Source organism: Allokutzneria sp. A3M-2-11 16, assembly GCF_024213555.1.
Classification (GTDB): Bacteria; Actinomycetota; Actinomycetes; order Mycobacteriales; family Pseudonocardiaceae; genus Allokutzneria.
The window spans coordinates 157,818-176,898 of the sequence record NZ_JANAVO010000005.1 but is presented as its reverse complement, the minus strand read 5'-3'; the positions used below and the strand labels follow the sequence as shown (position 1 = coordinate 176,898).

18 protein-coding genes and 1 pseudogene are annotated in these 19,081 nt (G+C 69.7%); 10 read left to right on the top strand and 9 right to left on the bottom strand.

Going from position 1 to position 19,081, the window contains the following annotated elements; genetic code table 11:
- Window positions 1–95: 95 nt before the first annotated feature.
- Window positions 96–572 (top strand): hypothetical protein, encoded by a 477-nt coding sequence (locus NLX83_RS27210; RefSeq protein WP_254238022.1) that lies wholly within the window; start codon window positions 96–98, stop codon window positions 570–572.
- Here NLX83_RS27210 and NLX83_RS27205 read toward each other — a convergent pair.
- The gene (locus tag NLX83_RS27205) at window positions 562–1,878 is read right to left on the bottom strand and encodes an FAD-dependent monooxygenase (RefSeq protein ID WP_254238021.1); all 1,317 of its coding nucleotides are present in this window, start codon (window positions 1,876–1,878) and stop codon (window positions 562–564) included. The genes NLX83_RS27210 and NLX83_RS27205 overlap by 11 nt on opposite strands.
- Before the next feature lie 88 nt (window positions 1,879–1,966).
- On the opposite strand from NLX83_RS27205, the gene NLX83_RS27200 reads away from it, so the two are divergent.
- The 3 genes from NLX83_RS27200 to NLX83_RS27190 all read left to right on the top strand — a co-directional run bounded on the left by NLX83_RS27200 (window position 1,967) and on the right by NLX83_RS27190 (window position 6,626).
- Window positions 1,967–2,578 (top strand): TetR/AcrR family transcriptional regulator C-terminal domain-containing protein, encoded by a 612-nt coding sequence (locus NLX83_RS27200; protein WP_254238020.1) that lies wholly within the window; start codon window positions 1,967–1,969, stop codon window positions 2,576–2,578.
- A 269-nt stretch (window positions 2,579–2,847) separates the two neighbouring features.
- A complete protein-coding gene (locus NLX83_RS27195) occupies window positions 2,848–5,397 on the top strand; it encodes a DEAD/DEAH box helicase (protein ID WP_254238151.1) in 2,550 nt (849 codons plus the stop codon).
- Window positions 5,394–6,626, top strand: a complete 1,233-nt coding sequence (locus tag NLX83_RS27190; protein WP_254238019.1) for an SWIM zinc finger family protein — start codon at window positions 5,394–5,396, stop codon at window positions 6,624–6,626. Before NLX83_RS27195 ends, NLX83_RS27190 begins: the two co-directional genes overlap by 4 nt.
- A 12-nt stretch (window positions 6,627–6,638) precedes the next feature.
- Here the strand turns inward: NLX83_RS27190 and NLX83_RS27185 are convergent, their stop codons facing one another.
- Genes NLX83_RS27185 through NLX83_RS27165 form a run of 5 tightly spaced genes read right to left on the bottom strand, consistent with a single transcriptional unit; the run spans window position 6,639 to window position 11,870 of the window.
- Window positions 6,639–7,496: an NmrA family NAD(P)-binding protein gene (locus NLX83_RS27185; RefSeq protein ID WP_254238018.1), complete on the bottom strand. Its 858-nt coding sequence runs from the start codon at window positions 7,494–7,496 to the stop codon at window positions 6,639–6,641.
- 40 nt (window positions 7,497–7,536) lie between these two features.
- Window positions 7,537–8,151 (bottom strand): maleylpyruvate isomerase N-terminal domain-containing protein, encoded by a 615-nt coding sequence (locus tag NLX83_RS27180; protein WP_254238017.1) that lies wholly within the window; start codon window positions 8,149–8,151, stop codon window positions 7,537–7,539.
- Window positions 8,152–8,165: 14 nt separating this feature from the next.
- The gene (locus NLX83_RS27175; protein WP_254238016.1) at window positions 8,166–8,912 is read right to left on the bottom strand and encodes an NAD(P)-binding domain-containing protein; all 747 of its coding nucleotides are present in this window, start codon (window positions 8,910–8,912) and stop codon (window positions 8,166–8,168) included.
- A 20-nt stretch (window positions 8,913–8,932) separates the two neighbouring features.
- Window positions 8,933–11,431 carry an aminopeptidase N gene (gene pepN / locus NLX83_RS27170; RefSeq protein ID WP_254238015.1) on the bottom strand — a complete coding sequence of 833 codons (2,499 nt, stop codon included), beginning with the start codon at window positions 11,429–11,431 and terminating at the stop codon, window positions 8,933–8,935.
- A gap of 19 nt (window positions 11,432–11,450) precedes the next feature.
- The gene (locus tag NLX83_RS27165) at window positions 11,451–11,870 is read right to left on the bottom strand and encodes a VOC family protein (RefSeq protein ID WP_254238014.1); all 420 of its coding nucleotides are present in this window, start codon (window positions 11,868–11,870) and stop codon (window positions 11,451–11,453) included.
- Between the two features lie 91 nt (window positions 11,871–11,961).
- On the opposite strand from NLX83_RS27165, the gene NLX83_RS27160 reads away from it, so the two are divergent.
- Together NLX83_RS27160 and NLX83_RS27155 are read left to right on the top strand one after the other, a co-directional pair.
- Window positions 11,962–12,549, top strand: a complete 588-nt coding sequence (locus NLX83_RS27160) for a TetR/AcrR family transcriptional regulator (RefSeq protein WP_254238013.1) — start codon at window positions 11,962–11,964, stop codon at window positions 12,547–12,549.
- A 283-nt stretch (window positions 12,550–12,832) separates the two neighbouring features.
- Window positions 12,833–13,597, top strand: coding sequence for a putative protein N(5)-glutamine methyltransferase (locus NLX83_RS27155; protein ID WP_254238012.1), 765 nt, complete (start codon window positions 12,833–12,835; stop codon window positions 13,595–13,597).
- Between the two features lie 178 nt (window positions 13,598–13,775).
- Here NLX83_RS27155 and NLX83_RS41645 read toward each other — a convergent pair whose 3' ends face one another.
- A complete protein-coding gene (locus tag NLX83_RS41645; RefSeq protein ID WP_305884205.1) occupies window positions 13,776–15,005 on the bottom strand; it encodes an ATP-binding protein in 1,230 nt (409 codons plus the stop codon).
- Window positions 15,006–15,878: 873 nt separating this feature from the next.
- Window positions 15,879–16,118 (bottom strand): nuclear transport factor 2 family protein, encoded by a 240-nt coding sequence (locus NLX83_RS27145; RefSeq protein ID WP_254238011.1) that lies wholly within the window; start codon window positions 16,116–16,118, stop codon window positions 15,879–15,881.
- Here NLX83_RS27145 and NLX83_RS42295 point away from each other — a divergent pair.
- Window positions 16,006–16,371: an SbtR family transcriptional regulator gene (locus tag NLX83_RS42295; RefSeq protein ID WP_374118819.1), complete on the top strand. Its 366-nt coding sequence runs from the start codon at window positions 16,006–16,008 to the stop codon at window positions 16,369–16,371. The genes NLX83_RS27145 and NLX83_RS42295 overlap by 113 nt on opposite strands.
- Here the strand turns inward: NLX83_RS42295 and NLX83_RS27135 are convergent.
- Window positions 16,360–16,812: a nuclear transport factor 2 family protein gene (locus NLX83_RS27135; RefSeq protein ID WP_254238009.1), complete on the bottom strand. Its 453-nt coding sequence runs from the start codon at window positions 16,810–16,812 to the stop codon at window positions 16,360–16,362. The two genes, NLX83_RS42295 and NLX83_RS27135, sit on opposite strands and share 12 nt — an antisense overlap.
- Window positions 16,813–16,845: 33 nt before the next feature.
- On the opposite strand from NLX83_RS27135, the gene NLX83_RS27130 reads away from it, so the two are divergent.
- The 3 genes and pseudogenes from NLX83_RS27130 to NLX83_RS27120 all read left to right on the top strand — a co-directional run bounded on the left by NLX83_RS27130 (window position 16,846) and on the right by NLX83_RS27120 (window position 18,931).
- Window positions 16,846–17,376, top strand: a complete 531-nt coding sequence (locus NLX83_RS27130) for a DinB family protein (RefSeq protein ID WP_254238008.1) — start codon at window positions 16,846–16,848, stop codon at window positions 17,374–17,376.
- A 30-nt stretch (window positions 17,377–17,406) separates the two neighbouring features.
- A pseudogene (locus NLX83_RS27125) lies at window positions 17,407–17,646 on the top strand (RidA family protein); the annotation flags it as partial.
- A gap of 25 nt (window positions 17,647–17,671) precedes the next feature.
- Entirely contained in the window at window positions 17,672–18,931 is a 1,260-nt protein-coding gene (locus NLX83_RS27120) for a class I adenylate-forming enzyme family protein (RefSeq protein ID WP_254238007.1), read from the top strand.
- The last annotated feature ends 150 nt before the right edge of the window (window positions 18,932–19,081 follow it).

The window sequence follows — 19,081 nt, the reverse complement described above, 5'->3', positions numbered from 1 at the left end:
GGGGGCGAAGCGCTTTTCTCGTCTGGGATTTCCCGTATTAACCTGCGCGCGGTTGACCGGTAAAGAGCCGGGCACCATTCACAAAGGGAGTCACGGTGTCACACCGCACCGATCGTCGTTCGCACGTACTCGCCGTCGTGGTCGGCGCCGTCGCGCTGACGGCGACCACCGCACTTCCCGCCAGCGCCGGATCTTCCGTCGTGCTGAAGGGGAGCTGCTCCAAGACGCAGACCGAGACCAAGCCGGACAAGAAGCACACGGGCGCGATCGAGGCGGCCTTCGAGCGGGGCGCCAAGGGCTCGGTCCACCTTCGCCGGGTCAAGTGGACGCTGTCCAACACGGTCGGCAACAAGAGCGACGTCAGGTTCTCGGTGAAGGACGCGAGCGGGAACACGGTCCTGAAGTACGAGAACGGTGAGACGGGCCGCGGGGAGTGGTTCCACTACCCCGCCGAGGACAAGCAGAAGATGCCGAGCGGCAGGACGCTGCACGTGAAGTTCGAGTTCGTCTTCGACGACCGGGGCGTGGCGGACGTCCGGTGCGACGGGACCACCAAGACGATCAAGACGTAATAGCCAGGTAGTTCTGGACGTCGGCGAGGTCGTCGGTGCTCACCCCGACGTGGCCGTCCGGGCGGACCAGGACGAAGTCGCAGCCGTAGTGCTCGCGCAGCTCCGGTGCGGCCACCGCGTCCGCCGGGCACTGCGAACCCAGGGCGAGCAGGGTGAAGCCGGGGCCGAAGACTCCCGGGACCCGGTCGCCGCCGTGCTCGCCCCGGGCAAGGGAACTGCCTCGGTAGGTCAGGTGCAGTTGCTGGGTTTCCTTGCCGCGCTTGAAGCCCCCGTCCTCCCGCCGGATGTTCTTGCCGAGCAGTTCGGTGCTGAGCCCGAGCACGTCAGCGGCGATCGGCAGGCGTTCCTCCTCGTAGGTGTCCAGCAGCGCCCCCGGTGCTCCGTTGAGGACCGCGGCGAGCTTCCAGCCGAGGTTGTAGGCGTCCTGCACTCCGGTGTTGAGGCCCTGGCCGCCGGTGGGCGGGTGGACGTGCGCGGCGTCGCCCGCGAGCAGGACCCGGCCGATCCGGTAGCGGTCGACCATGCGCGCGTTGGAGCGGTAGATCGACGTCCACGTCGGGTCGGTGAGGGTGACGTCGGTGCGGCCGGTGCGTTCGTGCAGGGCCGCGCGCAGGTAGTCCTCGCTGATTTCCGAGCTGGTTTCCGAGGGTTCGGCGGTGATGCCCATCATCAGCTGGAAGCGGTCGGTGCCGCCGGGCAGCGGGCACATGCCGATCATGGTCGGCCGGGCCTGGGGCCAGAGGTGCCAGCGGTCGCGGTCCAGGCCGCGTGAGGTGACGTCGGCGATGACCATCGTGAGCTGGTCGACGGGGTGGCCGACGAAGGCGACGCCGAGCCGCTTGCGCACGAAGCTGCGGCCGCCGTCCGCGCCGATCAGGTAGTCCGCGCGGATCTCCGTTCCGCCGACCACGGCGGTGACGCCGTCGCCGTCCTGGGTGAACTCCGTCAGCTCCGCGCCGAGTTCGACCCGCACGCCGTGCTCGGCGAGCTTCGCGCGCAGGATCGCCTCGAACTCGCCCTGGCCGAGCATCCACGGTTCGGCTTCACCGGGCTCGAACATCGGGCGGTCGTCGTGGCCGTTCGGGCCGTGCATGCGCAGCAGCGGGTAGGGCGCGCCCGCGGCGCGGACCGCGTCGAGCACGCCGAGATCGGCGAGGACTTCCAGCGTGCGGGGTTGCAGCCCCTTGCCCCGGGAACCCACGAAGTGCCGGTCGGCCTTGTCGACGACGCGCACGGGGACACCGCGGCGGGCCAGGTCGACGGCGAGGGTGAGGCCGGTGGGCCCGGCTCCGGCGATCAGGATCACGAACACTCCTTAACGTCGTTAAATCTAACGCCGTTAAGGACTACCTGAATGCTGTTAAGCTGTCAAGCCCCGACCTGCGAGGACACCGATGGCCCTGGATCGCGACACCGTCGTGCGCACTGCGCTGCGGGTGCTCAACGAGGTGGGCGTCGACAACCTGACGCTGCGCCGCATCGCCACCGAGCTCAACGTCCAGGCGCCCGCCCTGTACTGGCACTTCAAGAACAAGCAGGAACTGGTCGACGAGATGGCCAGCACGGTGCTGGCGGAGGCGCTCGGGTCGGCGGAGTACGGTCAGGACTGGACCGACCTGCTGGTCAACTACGGTCGCGCGCTGCGCGGGGCGCTGTTGAGCCATCGTGACGGGGCGAAGGTCTTCAGCGGCACCTACCTCACCCGTGACGATGTCTACAAGGGACAGGACAGGGCCCTGCGACTGCTCACCGACGCGGGCTTCAGCCTCGCCGAGGGCGTTGCCGGGTTGATGACCGTGCACTGCTACGCCACCGGTCACGCGGTGGAGGAACAGGCAACGGCGGGCGATCCGCGCTACCGGCCGCAAGCACGGGCGGAGCGCATCGACGCGGACGAACTGCCGCTGGCCCACGCGGCCGGTGAGGGGCTCTTCGGTGACGCGGACGAGCGCTTCGAGCGGGGCCTGCGGCTCATCGTGAACGGAATGCGGAAGGCGAACGCGTGACGGTGTCCCGGACAGCCAGCCACAAGTGGGTGAACCTGACGGCCGCGCAGGTCGGCGAGCTGAGCCGGTGCGCGGTCGTGTTCCAGCCGGTCGACCCGCCGCGGATGAGCCGGATGGTGTTCTGGTGCCCGGACGGCGCGGAGCCACCGGAGATCGGCGAGCGCTGCACGCTCACCGTGGGGCTTCCCACCGGCGACATCGACACCGTCCCGGCCACCTGGCTCCACGTCGGCGAGGCCGTTCCCGCGCTCACCCGGGCCCGCTCGGCGATGTCGGCGCACGCGGCCACCCGGTTCTGGGGGACCGCGACGGTGCTGGCGTTGCAGCTCGTGGCGCGCGGCCGGGTGCTGCCGTGGGTGACCGAGGAGGACAACGACGCCTGGCGGATCGGCCAGCTCTCCCAGGACGACTTCACGCGGCTGCGCCAGCTGACCGACGCGATGCCCGCCGAGGCGCGCGCCACGCCCAACGACTCCGGTGACCTGCCCTCGCCGGAACCGCTGCTGCGCGGTTTCCTGGACGCGGTCGCCGACGGTCTTCCCCGCACCGAGGCGGCCGGATTCGCCATCGGCAGGCCCGAGTTCTCCGGCGGCGTGGGGCTCCCGCCGCGCAAGCTCGCGCGGTTGAAGCCGTGGGCGGAGGAGAACGCGGCGGGGCTGGACGCCGGGCTGCGGATCTCGTTGCGCGTGGAGGTCACCGGCGGCGACCTCGACCGGGGGCGTTTCCAGGTGGTGGTGCAGGTGCACAGCCTGGGCGACTCGGCCCTGGTCGCCGACGCCGCGCGGGTGTGGGCCGATCCCGATCACCCGTTCGGCTCGCGCGCGCACATCGACGTGATGCTCGCGGTACGCCGGGCGGCGCGGGCGTGGTCGCCGCTGGAGTCCCTGCTCAACGCCGCGGTCCCGGACGAGCTGGCGCTCGGCGATGACGAGGTCGTGGACCTGCTCGGGTCCGGGGCGACGCGGCTGTCCGCGGCGGGTGTGGATGTGCACTGGCCGAAGGACTTCGTCCGCGATCTCACCGCGCACGCCGTGGTCGGTGAGGCCAAGCGGCAGCCCTCGGACGTGGCCGGGTTCTTCGCGCGCGGGAGGTCGCTGAAGTTCAACTGGCGGCTCGCGCTCGGGGGCACCCCGTTGACCAGCGAGGAGATGGACCGGCTCGCCGAGTCCCACCGCCCGGTGGTGCGGTTGCGGGACCAGTGGGTGCTGGTCGATCCCGCACTCGCCGCGAAGGCCCGCGACCGCGCGCTGAAGTCGCTCAAGCCCATGGACGCGCTCAGCGCTGCGCTGACCGGGACGGCCGAGGTCGACGGCGAGGTGGTGCAGGTCGCCGCCTCCGGGTGGCTGGAGGAGCTGCGGGACCGGATCGCCCAGCCGGGCGAGGAGCTGTGCGAGCAGCCGCCGGAGCTGGCCGCGACGCTGCGCGACTACCAGCTGCGGGGCCTGCGGTGGCTGGCCAGGATGACCTCGCTGGGCCTCGGCGGCTGCCTGGCCGACGACATGGGCCTGGGCAAGACGATCACGGTCATCGCGTTGCACCTGCACCGCAAGGCGGGGGCGCCGACGTTGGTGGTGTGCCCGGCGTCGTTGCTGGGCAACTGGGAACGCGAGATCGAGCGCTTCGCCCCGGGCACCCCGGTGCGGCGCTTCCACGGCGGCAACCGCACCCTCGACGGCGCGGACAGCGGTTTCGTGCTCACCACCTACGGGACGATGCGGCTGGACGCGGAGCTGCTCGCCGAGCACTCGTGGGATCTGCTGGTGGCCGATGAGGCGCAGCACGTGAAGAACCACAACTCCGGCACGGCGAAGGCGTTGCGGTCCATCCCGGCCGCCGCGCGGGTGGCGTTGACCGGCACGCCGGTGGAGAACAACCTGGCCGAGCTGTGGTCGGTGCTGGACTGGACGACCCCTGGCCTGCTGGGCGGACTGACGGCGTTCCGGAGCCGGTGGGCCAAGCCGATCGAGGCCGAGCGGGACCAGGCGACCGCCGATCGCTTCGCCCAGCTGATCCGGCCGTTCCTGTTGCGGCGCCGCAAGTCCGATCCGGGCATCGCGCCGGAACTGCCGCCGAAGACCGAGACCGATCACCCGGTGTCGCTGACCACCGAGCAGGCCGCGCTCTACGAGGCGGTGGTGCGCGAGACCATGGCGGAGATCGCCGCCACGGACGGGATGACCCGGCGCGGGCTGATCATCAAGCTGCTGACCTCGCTGAAGCAGATCTGCAACCACCCGGCGCACTTCCTTGCCGAGGACGGCTCCCGGCTGCCGGGGCGCTCGGGCAAGCTCGAACTGCTCGACGAGCTGCTGGAGACGATCCTCGCCGAGGACGGGGCGGTGCTGGTGTTCACCCAGTACGTGGCGATGGCGCGGTTGCTCCAGGCCCACCTCGGCGCGCGCGGGGTGTCCGCGCAGCTGCTGCACGGCGGCACTCCGGTGGCCGCCCGCGAAGAGCTGGTCCAGCGTTTCCAGGAGGGAAAGTCGCCGGTGTTCCTGCTGTCACTCAAGGCCGCGGGCACCGGGCTCAACCTGACCCGCGCCGACCACGTCGTGCACTACGACCGGTGGTGGAACCCGGCGGTGGAGGAGCAGGCGACCGACCGCGCCTACCGGATCGGCCAGACCCGGCCGGTGCAGGTGCACCGCTTCGTCACCGAGGGCACCATCGAGGACCGCATCGCCGAGATGCTGCGCGACAAGCGCGACCTGGCCGACAAGGTGCTGGCCGACAAGGTGCTGGGCGGCGGCGAGGCCGGGCTGACCGAGCTGGGCGACGCGGAGCTGGCGAACCTGGTCGAGCTGAGGAGCCCGCGGTGAGGCGGGCACGCGGGTTCCCCGCCTTCGGCCGGATGCAGCGGCGCCTGGGCCCGGTCGCGCAGACCTGGTGGGGCCGCGAGTGGACGCGGGTGCTGGAGGAGAAGTCCGGGCTGGACGCCGAGCAGCTCAAAGCCGGTCGCAAGATCGCCTACACCGGCACGGTCGGCCCGATCACGCTCAGCCCGGGGCGGATCAGCGCCGAGGTGCGCGAGGGCCACGACTTCTACGAGACCTACGTCGCGATCACGCCGTTCGAGGACCGCGAGTGGGGCTGGCTGCTGGAGGAGTTCGCCAACCGCTCCGGGTACCTCGCCGCGCTGCTGGACCACGAGATGCCGCAGGACCTGGCCACCTCCGCCGCGGGGATCGGGGTGCCGCTGTTCCCGACCACCGGTGGCGTGGACACCGAGTGCGACTGCGACGACTGGCACTCGCTGGGGTGCAGGCACGCGGCGGCGCTGGTCTACCAGGCGGCGTGGCTGCTGGACGCCGACCCGTTCCTGCTGTTCCTGCTGCTGGGCAAGGACGAGGAGGAGCTGCTGCTGGAGCTGCAGTTCCGCACCGTCGCCCACGTGCGCCGCCCGGCCGCCAGGGGCAGTTCGATCGCCGACGCCTACGCCCGAACCCCCGGTCCGCTGCCGGACATCCCGGTCGAGGTGCCGCGGGAGCCCGCGCCCAGGCTGGACGTCTCGTCGCCGCCGGGCCTGCCGCCGGAGCTGCTCCCGCAGCTCTACGCCAACGCGGTGTGGCACGCACGGCACCTGCTCGCCGACAGCGCCAACGCCGAGCCGGAGCCGCGGCTGGACATGAACGAGGACCTGGCCCGGGTCATCGCGCAGAACTTCAACGTGGAGATCGCGCGCAAGATCCCGCCGCTGCGCGACGCCGCGATGGCGTGGTTCTACGGCGGCCGGGAGGGCTACGCGATCGCGCACGACAAGTGGGCGCCGTCGGAGCTGGAGCTGGCCAGGGCGCGGATCGCGCTGGAGGCGGCCGAGCTGGGGGAGTTCACCGCCGAGACCGACCGCGAGGGGCCGACGAACTGGTTCACCTTCACCGAGCCCCGCATCCAGCTGCGCCTGGGCCGCGACGGCCGGTGGTACCCGTTCACCATGGGCAAGGGGGACTGGGTCGCGGCCGGGCCGCCCGATCGCGACCCGGCCATGGCCTTCGCCGTGCCCCCGCCCCTGAAGATCAAGCGCCCCCGCAAGCGCGTCCCCGACTGCTAGCTCAGGAGCTGCTCAGGCGGCGAAGTCGGCGGCGTGGTCGCGCACCCAGTCGCGGAAGGACCTCGGCGCGCTGCCGGTCAGCTCGGTGACCGTGGGGGAGATGCGCACCGGCTGCCGCTCGAAGCCGTCCCAGGCGCCCAGCAGCCCGTCAGCGAACTCCACCGGCCAGCCGTGGTCGAGCATCCGCTGCCGCGCGGCCTCCGGCGTCAGTTCGCGGAAACGCACGTCGCGGCCGAGCACCTCGCCGATGATCCGCACCTGCTCGACGTGGGTCACCGGCTCCGGCCCGGTCAGCACGTACCGCGCGCCGGCGTGCCCGTCCTCGGTGAGGACCTTCGCGGCGACCGCGGCGAGGTCGCGCTCATGCACCACCGCGCGCGCCGCCGACCCGAACGCCTCGCTGACCGTGTCGCCCGCCCGGATCTCCGCGGCCCAGCCGAGCGCGTTCGCGGCGAAGGTGCCCGCGCGCAGCATCGTCCACTCCGCCGTCGACGCGGTGATCGCGCGCTCGATGTCGGCGTGCATCTGGTGGATCGGATCTCCTTGCCGCTCAACGGTTTCGTCCACGCCGTAGGAGGAGAGGTAGACCAGCCGCCGCGCCCCGACCGCCGCGACGACGTCCTCGATGCCGTCGGTGGACAGGAACGGCCACATCAGGAACACCGCGCTGGTCCCGGCGACGGCCTCGGTCAGGCTGGCGACGTCGTGGAGGTCCCCGACCGCGAGTTCGACCCCGTCCGGCACGTCGGCGGCGCCGGAGTCTCGGACGAACGCGCGCACGTTCACCCCTCGTCGCAGCAGCTCGGCCACCACGTTCCCGCCGACGTTCCCGGTCGATCCGATCACCAGCACGCTGTCGTGTTCGCTCATGCCGACCACGCTAGAAACTCAACTCAGGTTGAGGTCAAGCTCAGAACGCGGCGATGTTCCCCGGCGCACGCTCGGAACGGCTCAACGCCCGCAGCACGGCCGTCTGCCCGTGGCGGCGCACGGCCAATCGCGTGAGCAGATCGGTCACCGGCTCGATGACACCGTGGGGGAGTTCCGGCGTCGGGAGCCCCACGCTCACGGCGAGATCATCGGAGTGCACGGCGAGCTCCATCATGCGCGTGATCAGCATGTCGTCGAGTAGCAGCGACCACGGGCCCCACAGGGAGATCCGCACCGGCCGGTTCGCCGCCGCCGCGAGGCTGTCCGGCAGCTCGGCGATCACCGCGTCCAAACGCTCGGACAGAGCCGCGTGTCCTTCGGCCGCTTCCTGATCGCCTCCGTCGCGGATGCGGACGCTGATCTGGTCATCCAAGTCGGCGCCGATCCACCGCACCCGCGCGTAGTGCTCCAGCAACGGCACCACGGGCTCATCGGGGATCGGCGCGGCCAGGATCGCGGGGATGGCCAGCACCTGGAACGCGAGGTGCCCGGCGAGACCGCCGACGCTGAACTCCGGCAACGCGCTCGGCCGAGCCCACGCCGCGGCCACCGCGGGCTCACGCAGAAGATCCGCCGCCGAGCGCGCAGCGGCCACGAAGTTCTCCCTGATCAACGCAGCCTCGCCAGCACTCGGTCCAGGGCACGGCGCACCAGGTCCGGCACGCCGTCGCGCCGCAGATCGGTCATGAACTGCTCGTTGAGCCCACCCGGCGTCATGTGCTTGCCGGTCAGCTCCGCGAGCGGACCCGTGTGCTGTGCCAAGGACTGCCCCAGCTGACCGAAGACGTGCGTCATGTAGGCGGTCGCGGCCTCCGCTGCCACACCGTGTTCGGCCAACCAGTCCGCGATCGTCGTGAGGTAGTCCAGATGCGCGGCGAAGGTGGCCGTGGCCGCGCTGAACACCTCCAACGTCGATTCGTCGCTCGGCACCAGGACACCACCCACGCGGTCGAACAGCTCACGCGCGACCGCGTTGTCCGGGTAGGTCACCGTCAGGCTCTGCTTCCGCGCCGCTTGAGGCAACGGAATGACGCGCACGACCTGTCCGGCTGGCGCGACCCACTCGGACAGCTGCTCCAGCCGCACACCGGACGGCGCGCTGAGCACCACATGCTCCGGCCGAAACACCAGGTCCTTCAACACTTCCTGAACGATCGGCGGGCGCACCGCGAGCACGATCGTCAACGCGTTGTCGAGCACGTCCTGGTTGCTCTGGCACACGCGCACGTTCGGAAACCGGCTCGCCAGCTCCTGCCCGACACTGTGGCTGCGCGGCGAGAGGAACACCGCGGGAGGCTCAGCGACGTCCGTGCTGAGCCCCTCCACGATGGCCGCCGTGAGCTCACCTGCTCCCACGAACCCGTACAACGCTCCTCCTAGGCGTTCTGCGCGCGCAGTGTGCGCTTGAGCTCGTCACCGCTTTCCAGCACGAGCCGTCGCAGCCACCACGGCGGCTGCGCCTCGGCCAGATACGCGTCGGTGAGGGCCAGCGTCTCCTCCGACACCGCCGAAGACGGGTATCCGTCCTTCGCCAGCACGCGCGTCAACTCGGTCGGCCACACCTCGGAGACCGCGTGCAACGCGGCGAAGTACTTCTCGGCGTAGGGCGCCAACAGCTCCACATCGGCGACATCCTGGAAACCGGCCAGCGTCGACCGCAAGATCTCGTTGGACAACTCCCCAGACACGATGCGCTCCCACGCCTGCGCCTTCGCCGTACTCAGCGCAGCACGACACGCGGCGGCACTGCGCTCACCACTGGCCGTCGCGTCACGCCGCAACTCGGCCTCGATCTCCGCGACACCGGCTCGACCGTGCACTACGAGCCGCAACAACAGCGACCACCGCAGATCGGCGTCCACGTCCAACCCGGGCAGCGCGGTCGACCCGTCGAGCAGACCGGCCACGACGTCCAACTGCGGCGTAGTGCACGCCACGGCCGCGAAGGACTGCATGTACACCAACTGTTCCTCACCACCGGCTTCGGCCGAACGAGCCAGGTGCAGCACTCCGTCCGCCAACGCGCCCACGACCTCCCCGCGCACCGAAAGAGCCGTGTACTGCTCCGCAGCGACGCGCGCCTGATGCAACAGGGTCCGCGCGATAGTCACGTCCACCGAAGGCACACCGGCGAGCACCAGCGACACGTAGTCCCGCGCGGGCAGCTCCGCGTCACGAGTCATGTCCCACGCGATCGTCCAGCACACGGCCTGCGGCAGCGGATCGGTGAAGTCACCGATCCCGGCGAGCATCGCGGCCAGCGACTCCGGATCCAGCCGGATCTTCGCGTAGGTCAGGTCGTCGTCGTTGAGCAACACGAGGTCCGGACGTGCCACACCGACCAGCTCAGCCACCTCGGTGCGCGCGCCGGTGACCTCCAGCTCCACCCGCTGACGCCGATTCCCCTTGTCGTACAAGCCGATCGCGATGCGGTGCGGCCGCAACGTCGGATAGTCCGACGGCGCCGACTGCGTCACGGCGAAGAAGCTGAACCGGCCCGCGCTGTCCACAGTGAACTCCGGGCGCAGCGTGTTCGGCCCCGCGGTGCGCAGCCACAGGTCCGACCACTCCGCCAGGTCGCGCCCCGACTTCTCCTCCACGGCCCGCAACAGGTCCGCCAACGTCGTGTTGCCCCACGCGTGCCGCTGGAAGTACAGGCGCAGACCCGCCAGGAAGTCCTCCAGCCCGATCGAGGCGATCAACTGCTTCAGCACCGACGCGCCCTTGTGATAGGTGATCGCGTCGAAGTTCACCTCCATCGAGGTGATGTCCACGATGTCGGCGACGATCGGGTGCGTCGACGGGAACTGGTCGGCCTGATACGCATAACCCTTGTAGCGGTCGGCGAAACTGGCCCACCCACCGCTCCACCGCGTCGCCGACACCAGCGCCAGCGACGCCGCGTACGTCGCGAAGGACTCGTTGAGCCACAGGTCGTCCCACCACCGCATGGTCACGAGGTCGCCGAACCACATGTGCGCCATCTCGTGCAGGATCGTCGTCGCCCGCCGCTCGTAGTCGGCGTCGGTGACCTTCGAGCGGAAGACGTACTGCTCCCGGAAGGTCACACAGCCCGGGTTCTCCATCGCCCCGAAGTTGAACTCCGGCACGAACACCTGGTCGTACTTGCCGAAGGGGTAACGCATGTCGAACGCGCGCTCGTAGAAGCCGAACCCGCGCCGCGTCACATCGAAGATCGCCTCGGCGTCCAGGTGCTCGGCCAGCGACGCCCGGCACAGCAGCCGCAACGGAATGCGCCCCTCGTAGTCGTCAGCCACCACGTGATAGGGCCCGGCGCACACGGCGGCGAGGTAGGTGGAGATCCGCTCCGAGGCGGGGAAGCTCCACCGCTTCACCTCACCGACCTCCGTGCACGCCGTCTCGGCGGTGTTGCACACGACCTGCCAGTGCGCGGGCGCCGTGACGGTGAACGCGAACGCAGCCTTCAAGTCCGGCTGGTCGAAGCAGGCGAACACCCGATGCGCGTCGGCGGTGGCGAACTGGCTGTAGAGGTAGACCTGGTCATCGGCCGGATCGGTGAAGCGGTGCAGCCCCTGCCCGGAGCGCGAGTACGCGCAGTCCGCCACCACCCGCAGCTCGTTGTCCCCGGCCAGTCCCGCCAGCGGGATGCGCCCCTTCGCCGCGTCGTAGAGCGCCGGGTCGACGGGGGAACCGTTGAGCGTCACCTCGCGCACGACCGCGTCCGCGAGGTCTACGAACACCTCGGTGCTGGTTTGGGAGCTGTGGAAGCGCGCCACCGTCGTGGACGTGAAGCGGTCCGGACCGGTCGTGAGGTCCAGCTCGACCGCGTAGGAGTCGACGGTGAGCAGGCGGGAGCGCTCCAGCGCTTCGTCCCGCGTCAGGTTTCCAGCCATTCCCGCACCCTAGATCTCCTCAGCGGGGGAGAGCCTCCTCGGTGTACTGCTCGACGAACTCACCGGTCGGCGGGATCGGGGTGATCACGTCGACCAGCACGCCGTTGGGGTCGGCGACGATGAAGTGCCGCTGCCCGAACTCCTCGCTGCGCAACGGCAACGCCACCGGCAGGCCCGCGCCGGCGACCAGGCGTTCGTACTCCGCGTCCACGTCATCGACCTCGAAGTTCAGCAGCAGTCCCGCCACCGGTGCGCCGTAGCCCGCGGGGATCGTCGGGTGCGTCGGGTCGAGCACCGCCAGCTCGTACGCGCCGAGCCGGAGGCTGACGTACCAGTCCGCCTCGAAGGTCACGTCGAACCCGAAGTTGGTCACGTAGAAGTCCCGCGTCTCGGCCACCTTCGTCGTCATGATCACGGGATACATGCTGGTCAGAGCCATGGCGTGCGCCTCCTGTTGAGGATACCGACCGTCGGTATGTATTGTGGACCCTAGGAAACCGACCGACGGTATGTCAACGGGGGCGCCCACCATGGCCACCAAACAGCAGCAACGCGAACAGACCACCGCGGCCCTGCACACCACCGCCCGGCGCCTGTTCGCCGAACACGGCTACCCCAACGTCGGCCTGGAGACCATCGCCCAGGCCGCGGGCGTCACCAAAGGAGCCCTCTACCACCACTTCAGCAGCAAAGCCGCCCTCTTCCGGCACGTCCTCGCCCGCATCCAGGACGAGGTGGGGGAGCGCGTCCACCAGGCCGCCGACGCCCACCCCGACCCCTGGACCCAGCTCGTCGAAGGCTGCCGCGCCTTCCTCGACGCGGGCACCGACCCCGAAGTCCAGCAGATCATGCTCATCGACGGCCCCGCCGTCCTCGGCTGGAACGAGTGGCGCACCCTCGACGACCAGTCCTCCGCCCGCCACCTCGCCGACGCCCTGCACACCCTCGTCGACACCGGCACCATCCCGCGCCAACCCGTCGAACCCCTGGCCCGCCTGCTCTCCGGCGCCATGAACGAGGCCGCGCTCTGGCTCGCCCAGTCCGACGACACCGAAGCCGACCGCGACGCCACCATGGCCGCCCTCACCCGCATGCTCACCGCACTCCGCGCGCCCTGACCAGGCACTCCACTCCGCCACCCCGAACATCCGCGAAGCCGCCCAACCCCGTTTCGTACTCATAGCGGCCCCGAAACCCGCTATGAGTACGAAACGGGAAAACGACGGTGCCCGCTCACGTTCGGGGCGGCCCCGGGTAGGGTGACGCCGTCCGATCGCCGGAACCCGCGAGGGAGGTGGGAACCCATGTCCGCACGTGCAGGCCGGGCGCTCACCTTCGTCCCCACCACTGCCTAGGGGACTCCAAAGAGCGCCCGTGGGTCACCCGCGAAAGGCACTCCGCATGTCACTCCACGCGATCATCACCCGGCTCCGCGCCGCAGGCTGCGTCTTCGCCGAAGACGAAGCCCGACTCCTCAGCACCGCCGCGCGCGACCACACCGAACTCCACGCCATGGTCGACCGGCGCGTCGAAGGGCTCCCGCTCGAACACATCCTCGGCTGGGCCGAGTTCCAGGGCCTGCGCGTCGCCGTCGAACCCGGCGTCTTCGTACCCCGCCGCCGCACCGAACTCCTCGTCCAGCACGCCGCACCGCTGCTGCGCCCGCACTCCGTCGTCGTCGACCTCTGCTGCGGCTCAGGCGCGGTCGGAGCCGCACTCGCCACCATCGAACCCCGCATCGAACTCCACGCCGCGGACATCGAACCCGCCGCCGTGAAATGCGCCCACCGCAACATCACCCAGCACGGGGGAGAGGTCCACGAAGGCGACCTCTACGACGCCCTCCCCACCGCGCTCCGCGGCCGCGTCCACGTGATCGTCGCCAACGCCCCCTACGTGCCCACCGACGCCGTCGCCCTCATGCCCCCCGAAGCCCGCGACCACGAACCCCGCGTCGCACTCGACGGCGGCACCGACGGCCTCGACCTCCACCGCCGCATCGCCGCCGAAGCACCCGACTGGCTCACCCCCGGCGGACACCTGCTCATCGAAACCAGCGAACGCCAGGCATCCCACACCGCGAAAGCCTTCGCCACCAACGGATTCCACCCCCAGATCCACCACAGCGAAGACCTCGACGCCACCGTCGTGGTCGGCACGAGATGAACCTCGCCCGCCCCATCCACCCCTGACCGCAGTTGGGGCGTCTTCAAGTACACCCAACCCCCACCCAAAACGTCTCAAACCGCCCCCAACCCTCGGGCGGTGACGGGGTTGGGGGCCGTTTGAGACCGTGGGAGCGGGGGTTCGGCGTACTTGAAGACGGCCGAACCCGGCCACCGCGCTAGACCAATCGCTCGATCCGCCCCTTGATCACGATGTAGGGCGGCAACAGGGGATCGCGGAACCTGTAGCGGAAACGCCGCGACGAGCCGATCCGCTGCAGGATCCCACCCCGCGCCCCCTCCGACGAGAAGTTCTTCAAATGCACCGCGAACGCCGGGATGTCATACGCCTTCCCGGTGATCTGCCGCAGCTTCTCCCGCACATCAGGTGCCCCGAAAGACCCCAGATCGTCCTTGTCCGCCACCGCGCACGCCAACAGCACTTCCTTGTACAACGTCTCCCGATTGCTCTGCGTCGCCCGGTGGTACCGCTCCCGGACGCTCTGCGACGCCGCGTCCAACGCATCGGTCAGCGCGTCCTCGAAGTCCGCCCGCTTCACCACCGACCGGCCCGCCTCCAACGCCCGCGTTGTCCCGTACTGCCCGAGCAGATGCGTGTAGTGCGGCAGCCCCTGCGACATCTCCGCCACCGCGTCCACGAACTTCGGCTGCGCCTCCATCGACACCGCCCGCACGCCTCGCCGCACGATCTCCCGCAGCTCCTCGTCGGTCATCCGCGGCATCTGCACCTGCACCAGCGACCGCTGGATCGACGCGTGCTCACTGACCAACTCGTCCACCGTGTCCGCGACACCCACCAGCACCACCGTCGCCCCGATCGACCGATCCGCCAGGATCTTGATCGTGTCCGCGATCAACGTCCGCACCCGCTGGTCCGTCGGCCGGTCGAACTCGTCGATCAGCACCACGATCGACACGCTCTCGCACAGCATCGCCAGCACTCGCACCACCGAGTGCGGCGTTACCCGCCCCGGCAACAACTCCGTCCCCGACTGCAACACGTGCCGCGCCGACCGGCCGAAGCCCATCCGCGCCTCCTGCGTCAGGATCGGGATCTGCTCGAACACCCCGGTCCAGATCGACTTGAAGCTGTCCTCGGAATTGCACACGTAGTACGGCGCCACCACCGAATCCGGTAGCAGGTTCTGCGTCACCCGCGCCAGCGACGTCTTGCCGACCCCGCGCTCCCCGTAGATCAACGCGTGCTGCCCCCGCTGTGCCGCGACACTGGTCAACGTGCGCAACTGTGACTTCCGGCCCGCGAACAGATCCCGGTCGGTGATCGGGGCCGCCGGGCTGAACGCCCGCCCCACCGCGCCGACCCGCTCCACGTACTCGTCCTCGTCCACGGTGATCGCCTCCGACCAAATCGTGGTGCCCCGGACCATCGATCATCCCGAACCATGATCAGCGTCCAGGTTCGTTCCGATCACGGTTGGGAACGTTCTCGCCCGCTCAGTACGCGGGGGGAGACCCGCGCCTCCGGCGACTTGTTGATCAAGCAGATCACGGGGAGCGGGCGTTCACCCCGGGCTCGACTCGTCGGGTCGCCGCCACCTGGGGCGGTCGAGGAGCGCACGGAAGATCGCCAGCAGCCACGGCCCGCACTCCGTGTGCGGATACCTGCGGAGGGGAGTGTCCCGAGCGCCAGGTTGACATAATGTAGATTATCGGCGTTTTGCCGAGCTGCTTCGTTGCTGATCAAGAGGAGCTTCAAGGCGGTGTTCGCGCAATGCGCACACTGCGCCGGGCGGCGTTCCATGTGCGCGTTGCGCGACGACGCGCATCTTCAAGTGCTCACTGGTGCGTCGAGTCGTCCCCAAGCGCACAGGGAGGCCCCCGAAGGGTCGTCTTCCGGCGTCCAGCCACCTTCCCTCTTTTCGTCACAGTGACGCATGTGTGCCTGGTTAGGCCATGCCTTCGCTGTCCAATGGGAACGGGTAATCGCATTGCCCGCTCCCCGAGTGGAGTGCCAGAATCGGCCAAGCCCCATCCGAGTTTGGTGGATAACAGTAATTATCCACCAAACCGGGGTTGATGGTTATTGGGCGAAACCATGTCAGGACCTGCTAGAACACCGTGAACGGCAGTCGTCGAGCGAATCGTCAAGCCTCGATACGCCGAGCGCTTTCACGGAGGCAGGGAGTGTTGCGAAGAAATTCATGCGTGTCGTTGCGGACGCCCTTGCGGGAACCACTTCCCCACCTGGGCTCACCTGTCAGCGCCAGGCGTCGTCCTGGTGTTTCGTCAGAACATGGGTCCTAGGCAGCGGACAACGCCGCGATCAGGTCGTCGGTGCGGCCGAGGAGGCGGGCCAGCGCGATGGGGTCCATGTAGTCGTCGTAGCGGACGATCTTGCCGTCGCGGATGCGCAGGAAGCCCAGCGCGGTGAACGTGTACGGCTCGTTGCGGGCGCTCCCCCGGGAGCGGGCCGGGGCGGCGGATCCCGGCGCCGCCTTCTTCGGGTTCCTGGCGCGGCTCGGAGCGCAGGCCGTCGCCAAGCGGGACCTCTCGGACGCGATCGCGGTGCCGAGCGCGGTGCGCGAGGAGCTGTACGCGGTGCTGGGTGAGCTCCTGCGGAGCGCTCAGCGGGCGGGCGCGGTGCGTGCCGAGCTTGAGACGGCGGATGTGGTGGTGCTGGTGAAGGGGGTGCTCGCCGGGTTGCACGACGCGTCGCTGGGCGAGGTGACCCCGGAGCGGGCCGAGCGGTTGTTCGCGGTGCTCAGCGCCGGGTTGCGGGCGTCAGGCGGGTGAGCTGGCGCCTGCCGGGAGGCGGTCGATGTCGAAGGACGTGGACACCTCGCGGTAGGTGATGCGCCAGATGCCGTCGCGGCGGGTGTAGACGTCGCGGTAGGTGCCGCCGCCGCGGACCCAGGAGCCGTCGGGGAACTGGACGGAGAACTCGGTGTCGGCCTCGCCGCTGGCGCGGTCGCCGTCGAGGGTGATGACGTGGTTGGCGGTCCAGTGGTGCATCTGCTGGTACTTCTGCCATTCGGCTTTGATGCCCGCGCGGATGGCGTCGATGCCGTTGAGCTGGTGTCCGAGGTTCGGTGCCCAGACGGCGTCGGAGTGCCAGATGGCGGTGAAGCGCTGGAGGTCCTGCTTGTCGGCGCCGTGGCAGTACTCGTGGACGAGCCGCTGGATGGCCAGCTCGCTCTCGACGCGGTCGAGCCGGTCGGCCAGGTCATCTGTCATACCACCGACTGTAGGCGTGACTAGGGTCCGGGAATGGCGAATGAGGTGTGGGGGCTCGACGGTGTTGCCCGATCGTGGCCGAAGGAGCTGGCCAGGGACGAGCTGCGGTTGCAGTGGGAGTTCCTGGCGTTCTTGCGGGCCACGGCGGTGAACAAGGTGCTTGGAGTGAGCCCGGAGCAGGCCGCGGCGACGCCGTGGCCGACGTCGCCGTTGATGAGTTTGCTGGGCGTGGTGAAGCACCTGACCGCCGTCGAGCGGTTCTGGTTGTCTCGCGTCGGCGGTGGGCTGGACGTGCCGTTGCTGTGGGATTCGGAGGACGAGACCGCGGAGTTCCGGCTCTCCCCCGCTGACACTCCGGAGGCTGTGCTGGCGGCGTACCAGGAGGAGTGGGTGCGTTCGGAGAAGGCGCTGGAGGGGCTGGGCGCGGACGATCTGGCGTTGCGCGAGGTCGGTGGGGATCGGACGGTGCGGTGGGTGCTGGCGCATGTCACGCAGGAGACGGCTCGCCACGTGGGGCACCTGGATGTGTTGCGGGAGTTCGCTGACGGGATGGTCGGCGAGTAAACCGCTTGAGCCTGTGCGCAGGATCGACGCATGGGTGTTGAGTTGGTTCGCGTCGTGGAGTTGAGCGATGTCGCCGAGTACGCGTACGCCTCGGTGGCGCGCGGTGTGGTGTTCACGGCGGGTGCGTGCCCGTTGGACGAGGAGGGGCGGACGGTCGCGGTCGGCGACTACGTGGGTCAGGCGCGGCGCGTGATGGCGAACTTGGAGGTGGCGCTGAGCGCGGCGGGTTCGTCGTTGGGTGGCGTGGCGAAGACGACCGTGTACGTGCGGTCGTCGGAGCAGTCCGTTCCTCGCGGTGGTGCGGTTGGGCGGTGTGGTGTGCCCGATTCCGGTGCAGTACCGCGAGTACGAGCTGCGGGCATTGTTGCCGTTGGCCGGGGCGCGCACGTTGGTGACGGCGACGCGGATCAATGGGCGCAGGTATGCCGAGTTCGCGCGGCAGGTGTGTGGTGACGCGGTGACGGTGCTGGCGTTCGGCGCGGGTGTTCCGCGGCGGGTGGTTCAGGTGGATGCCGCGGAGCACGAGGTGCCGGTTCGTTCGTACGAGGCTGATCCGAACCACTGTGTGTCGATCTGTTGGACGTCGGGGACGGAGGGCACCCCGAAGGCGGTTCCGCGTGCGCACTACGACTGGCTGGCGATCGCGAGGGCGTGCGCGGATGCGGTGGCGTTGACCGCGGATGATGTGATCTTGAGTCCGTTTCCGCTGGTGAACGTGGCGGGGATCGCGGGTTCGGTGTTGCCGTGGTTGTTGTCGGGGTGTCGGTTGGTGTTGCACCAGCCGTTCGCTCCGCCGACGTTCGTGCGGCAGTTGTCCGAGGAGCACGTGACGTGCGCGGTGGTGCCGCCGGCGGTGTTGGCGTTGCTGGCGCGGCGGGATGTGCCGTCGTTGCGGACGGTCGTGGCGGGTTCGGGGCCGTTGGGTCCGGCCGCGGTGCGGGACTGCGCGGTTCCGGTGGTCAATTTCTTCGCGGCGTGCGAGGGCACGGTGTTGTTGAGTTCTCCCGTGGACGTCCCGGATCCGGAGGCGCGGGCGCGGTTTTTCCCGCGTGCGGTGGGGCCGATGCGGATGCGGCTGGTCGATCCGGTCTCCGAGCGGGAGATCACCGAGCCGGGGCGTCCCGGGGAGTTGCGTGTCGCGGGGCCGACGGTGTTCCCGGGTTATTTGTTGGGTACCGGTGACGATCCGTTCGACGACCTGGGTTTTCTGCGCACGGGTGATCTGTTCGAGTTCGCCGGTGCGGGTGGGCGGTATCTGCGGTACGTGGATCGGGTGCGGGATGTGATCGTGCGGGAGGGGGTGCGCGTCGCGCCCGCGGAGATCGAGTCGGTGCTCGCCGCGCATTCCGGTGTCGCCGAAGCGGCTGTGGTCGGTGATGCCGACGGGAAGGCTTGCGCGTTCGTGGTGGCGGTGGGCGCGGTGAGCGGTGAGGACCTGGCGGAGCATCTGCGGGAGCGCCGCGCGGAGGTGCCGGAGCGGTTCGAGTTCGTCGACGCGCTCCCCCGCAGTTTCGCGGGCAAGCTGCTGCGCCGGGAGCTCCGCCGCCGTCTCTAGCCCCAGCGCCGTTTGTCCCGTTTCGTACTCTTGGCCGGAAAGAGAGCGCTCCCAAATCCCGCTATGAGTACGAAACGGGAGTTCTCCAGCTACCTCAGCCCGCGTTGAGGGGGTTGGGGGCGAAGGGGGTCACGGAGAGGATTCTAGGCG

Excerpts from the sequence above, each read along its gene's own strand:
- NLX83_RS27155 (WP_254238012.1), top strand. The coding sequence starts at position 12,833 with ATGTCACTCCACGCGATCATCACCCGGCTCCGCGCCGCAGGCTGCGTC.
- NLX83_RS27185 (WP_254238018.1), bottom strand. The coding sequence starts at position 7,496 with ATGAGCGAACACGACAGCGTGCTGGTGATCGGATCGACCGGGAACGTC.
- NLX83_RS27135 (WP_254238009.1), bottom strand. The coding sequence starts at position 16,812 with ATGACAGATGACCTGGCCGACCGGCTCGACCGCGTCGAGAGCGAGCTG.
- pepN (WP_254238015.1), bottom strand. The coding sequence starts at position 11,431 with ATGGCTGGAAACCTGACGCGGGACGAAGCGCTGGAGCGCTCCCGCCTG.
- NLX83_RS27195 (WP_254238151.1), top strand. The coding sequence starts at position 2,848 with ATGTCGGCGCACGCGGCCACCCGGTTCTGGGGGACCGCGACGGTGCTG.
- NLX83_RS27165 (WP_254238014.1), bottom strand. The coding sequence starts at position 11,870 with ATGGCTCTGACCAGCATGTATCCCGTGATCATGACGACGAAGGTGGCC.
- NLX83_RS41645 (WP_305884205.1), bottom strand. The coding sequence starts at position 15,005 with ATGGTCCGGGGCACCACGATTTGGTCGGAGGCGATCACCGTGGACGAG.
- NLX83_RS27160 (WP_254238013.1), top strand. The coding sequence starts at position 11,962 with ATGGCCACCAAACAGCAGCAACGCGAACAGACCACCGCGGCCCTGCAC.
- NLX83_RS27200 (WP_254238020.1), top strand. The coding sequence starts at position 1,967 with ATGGCCCTGGATCGCGACACCGTCGTGCGCACTGCGCTGCGGGTGCTC.
- NLX83_RS27130 (WP_254238008.1), top strand. The coding sequence starts at position 16,846 with ATGGCGAATGAGGTGTGGGGGCTCGACGGTGTTGCCCGATCGTGGCCG.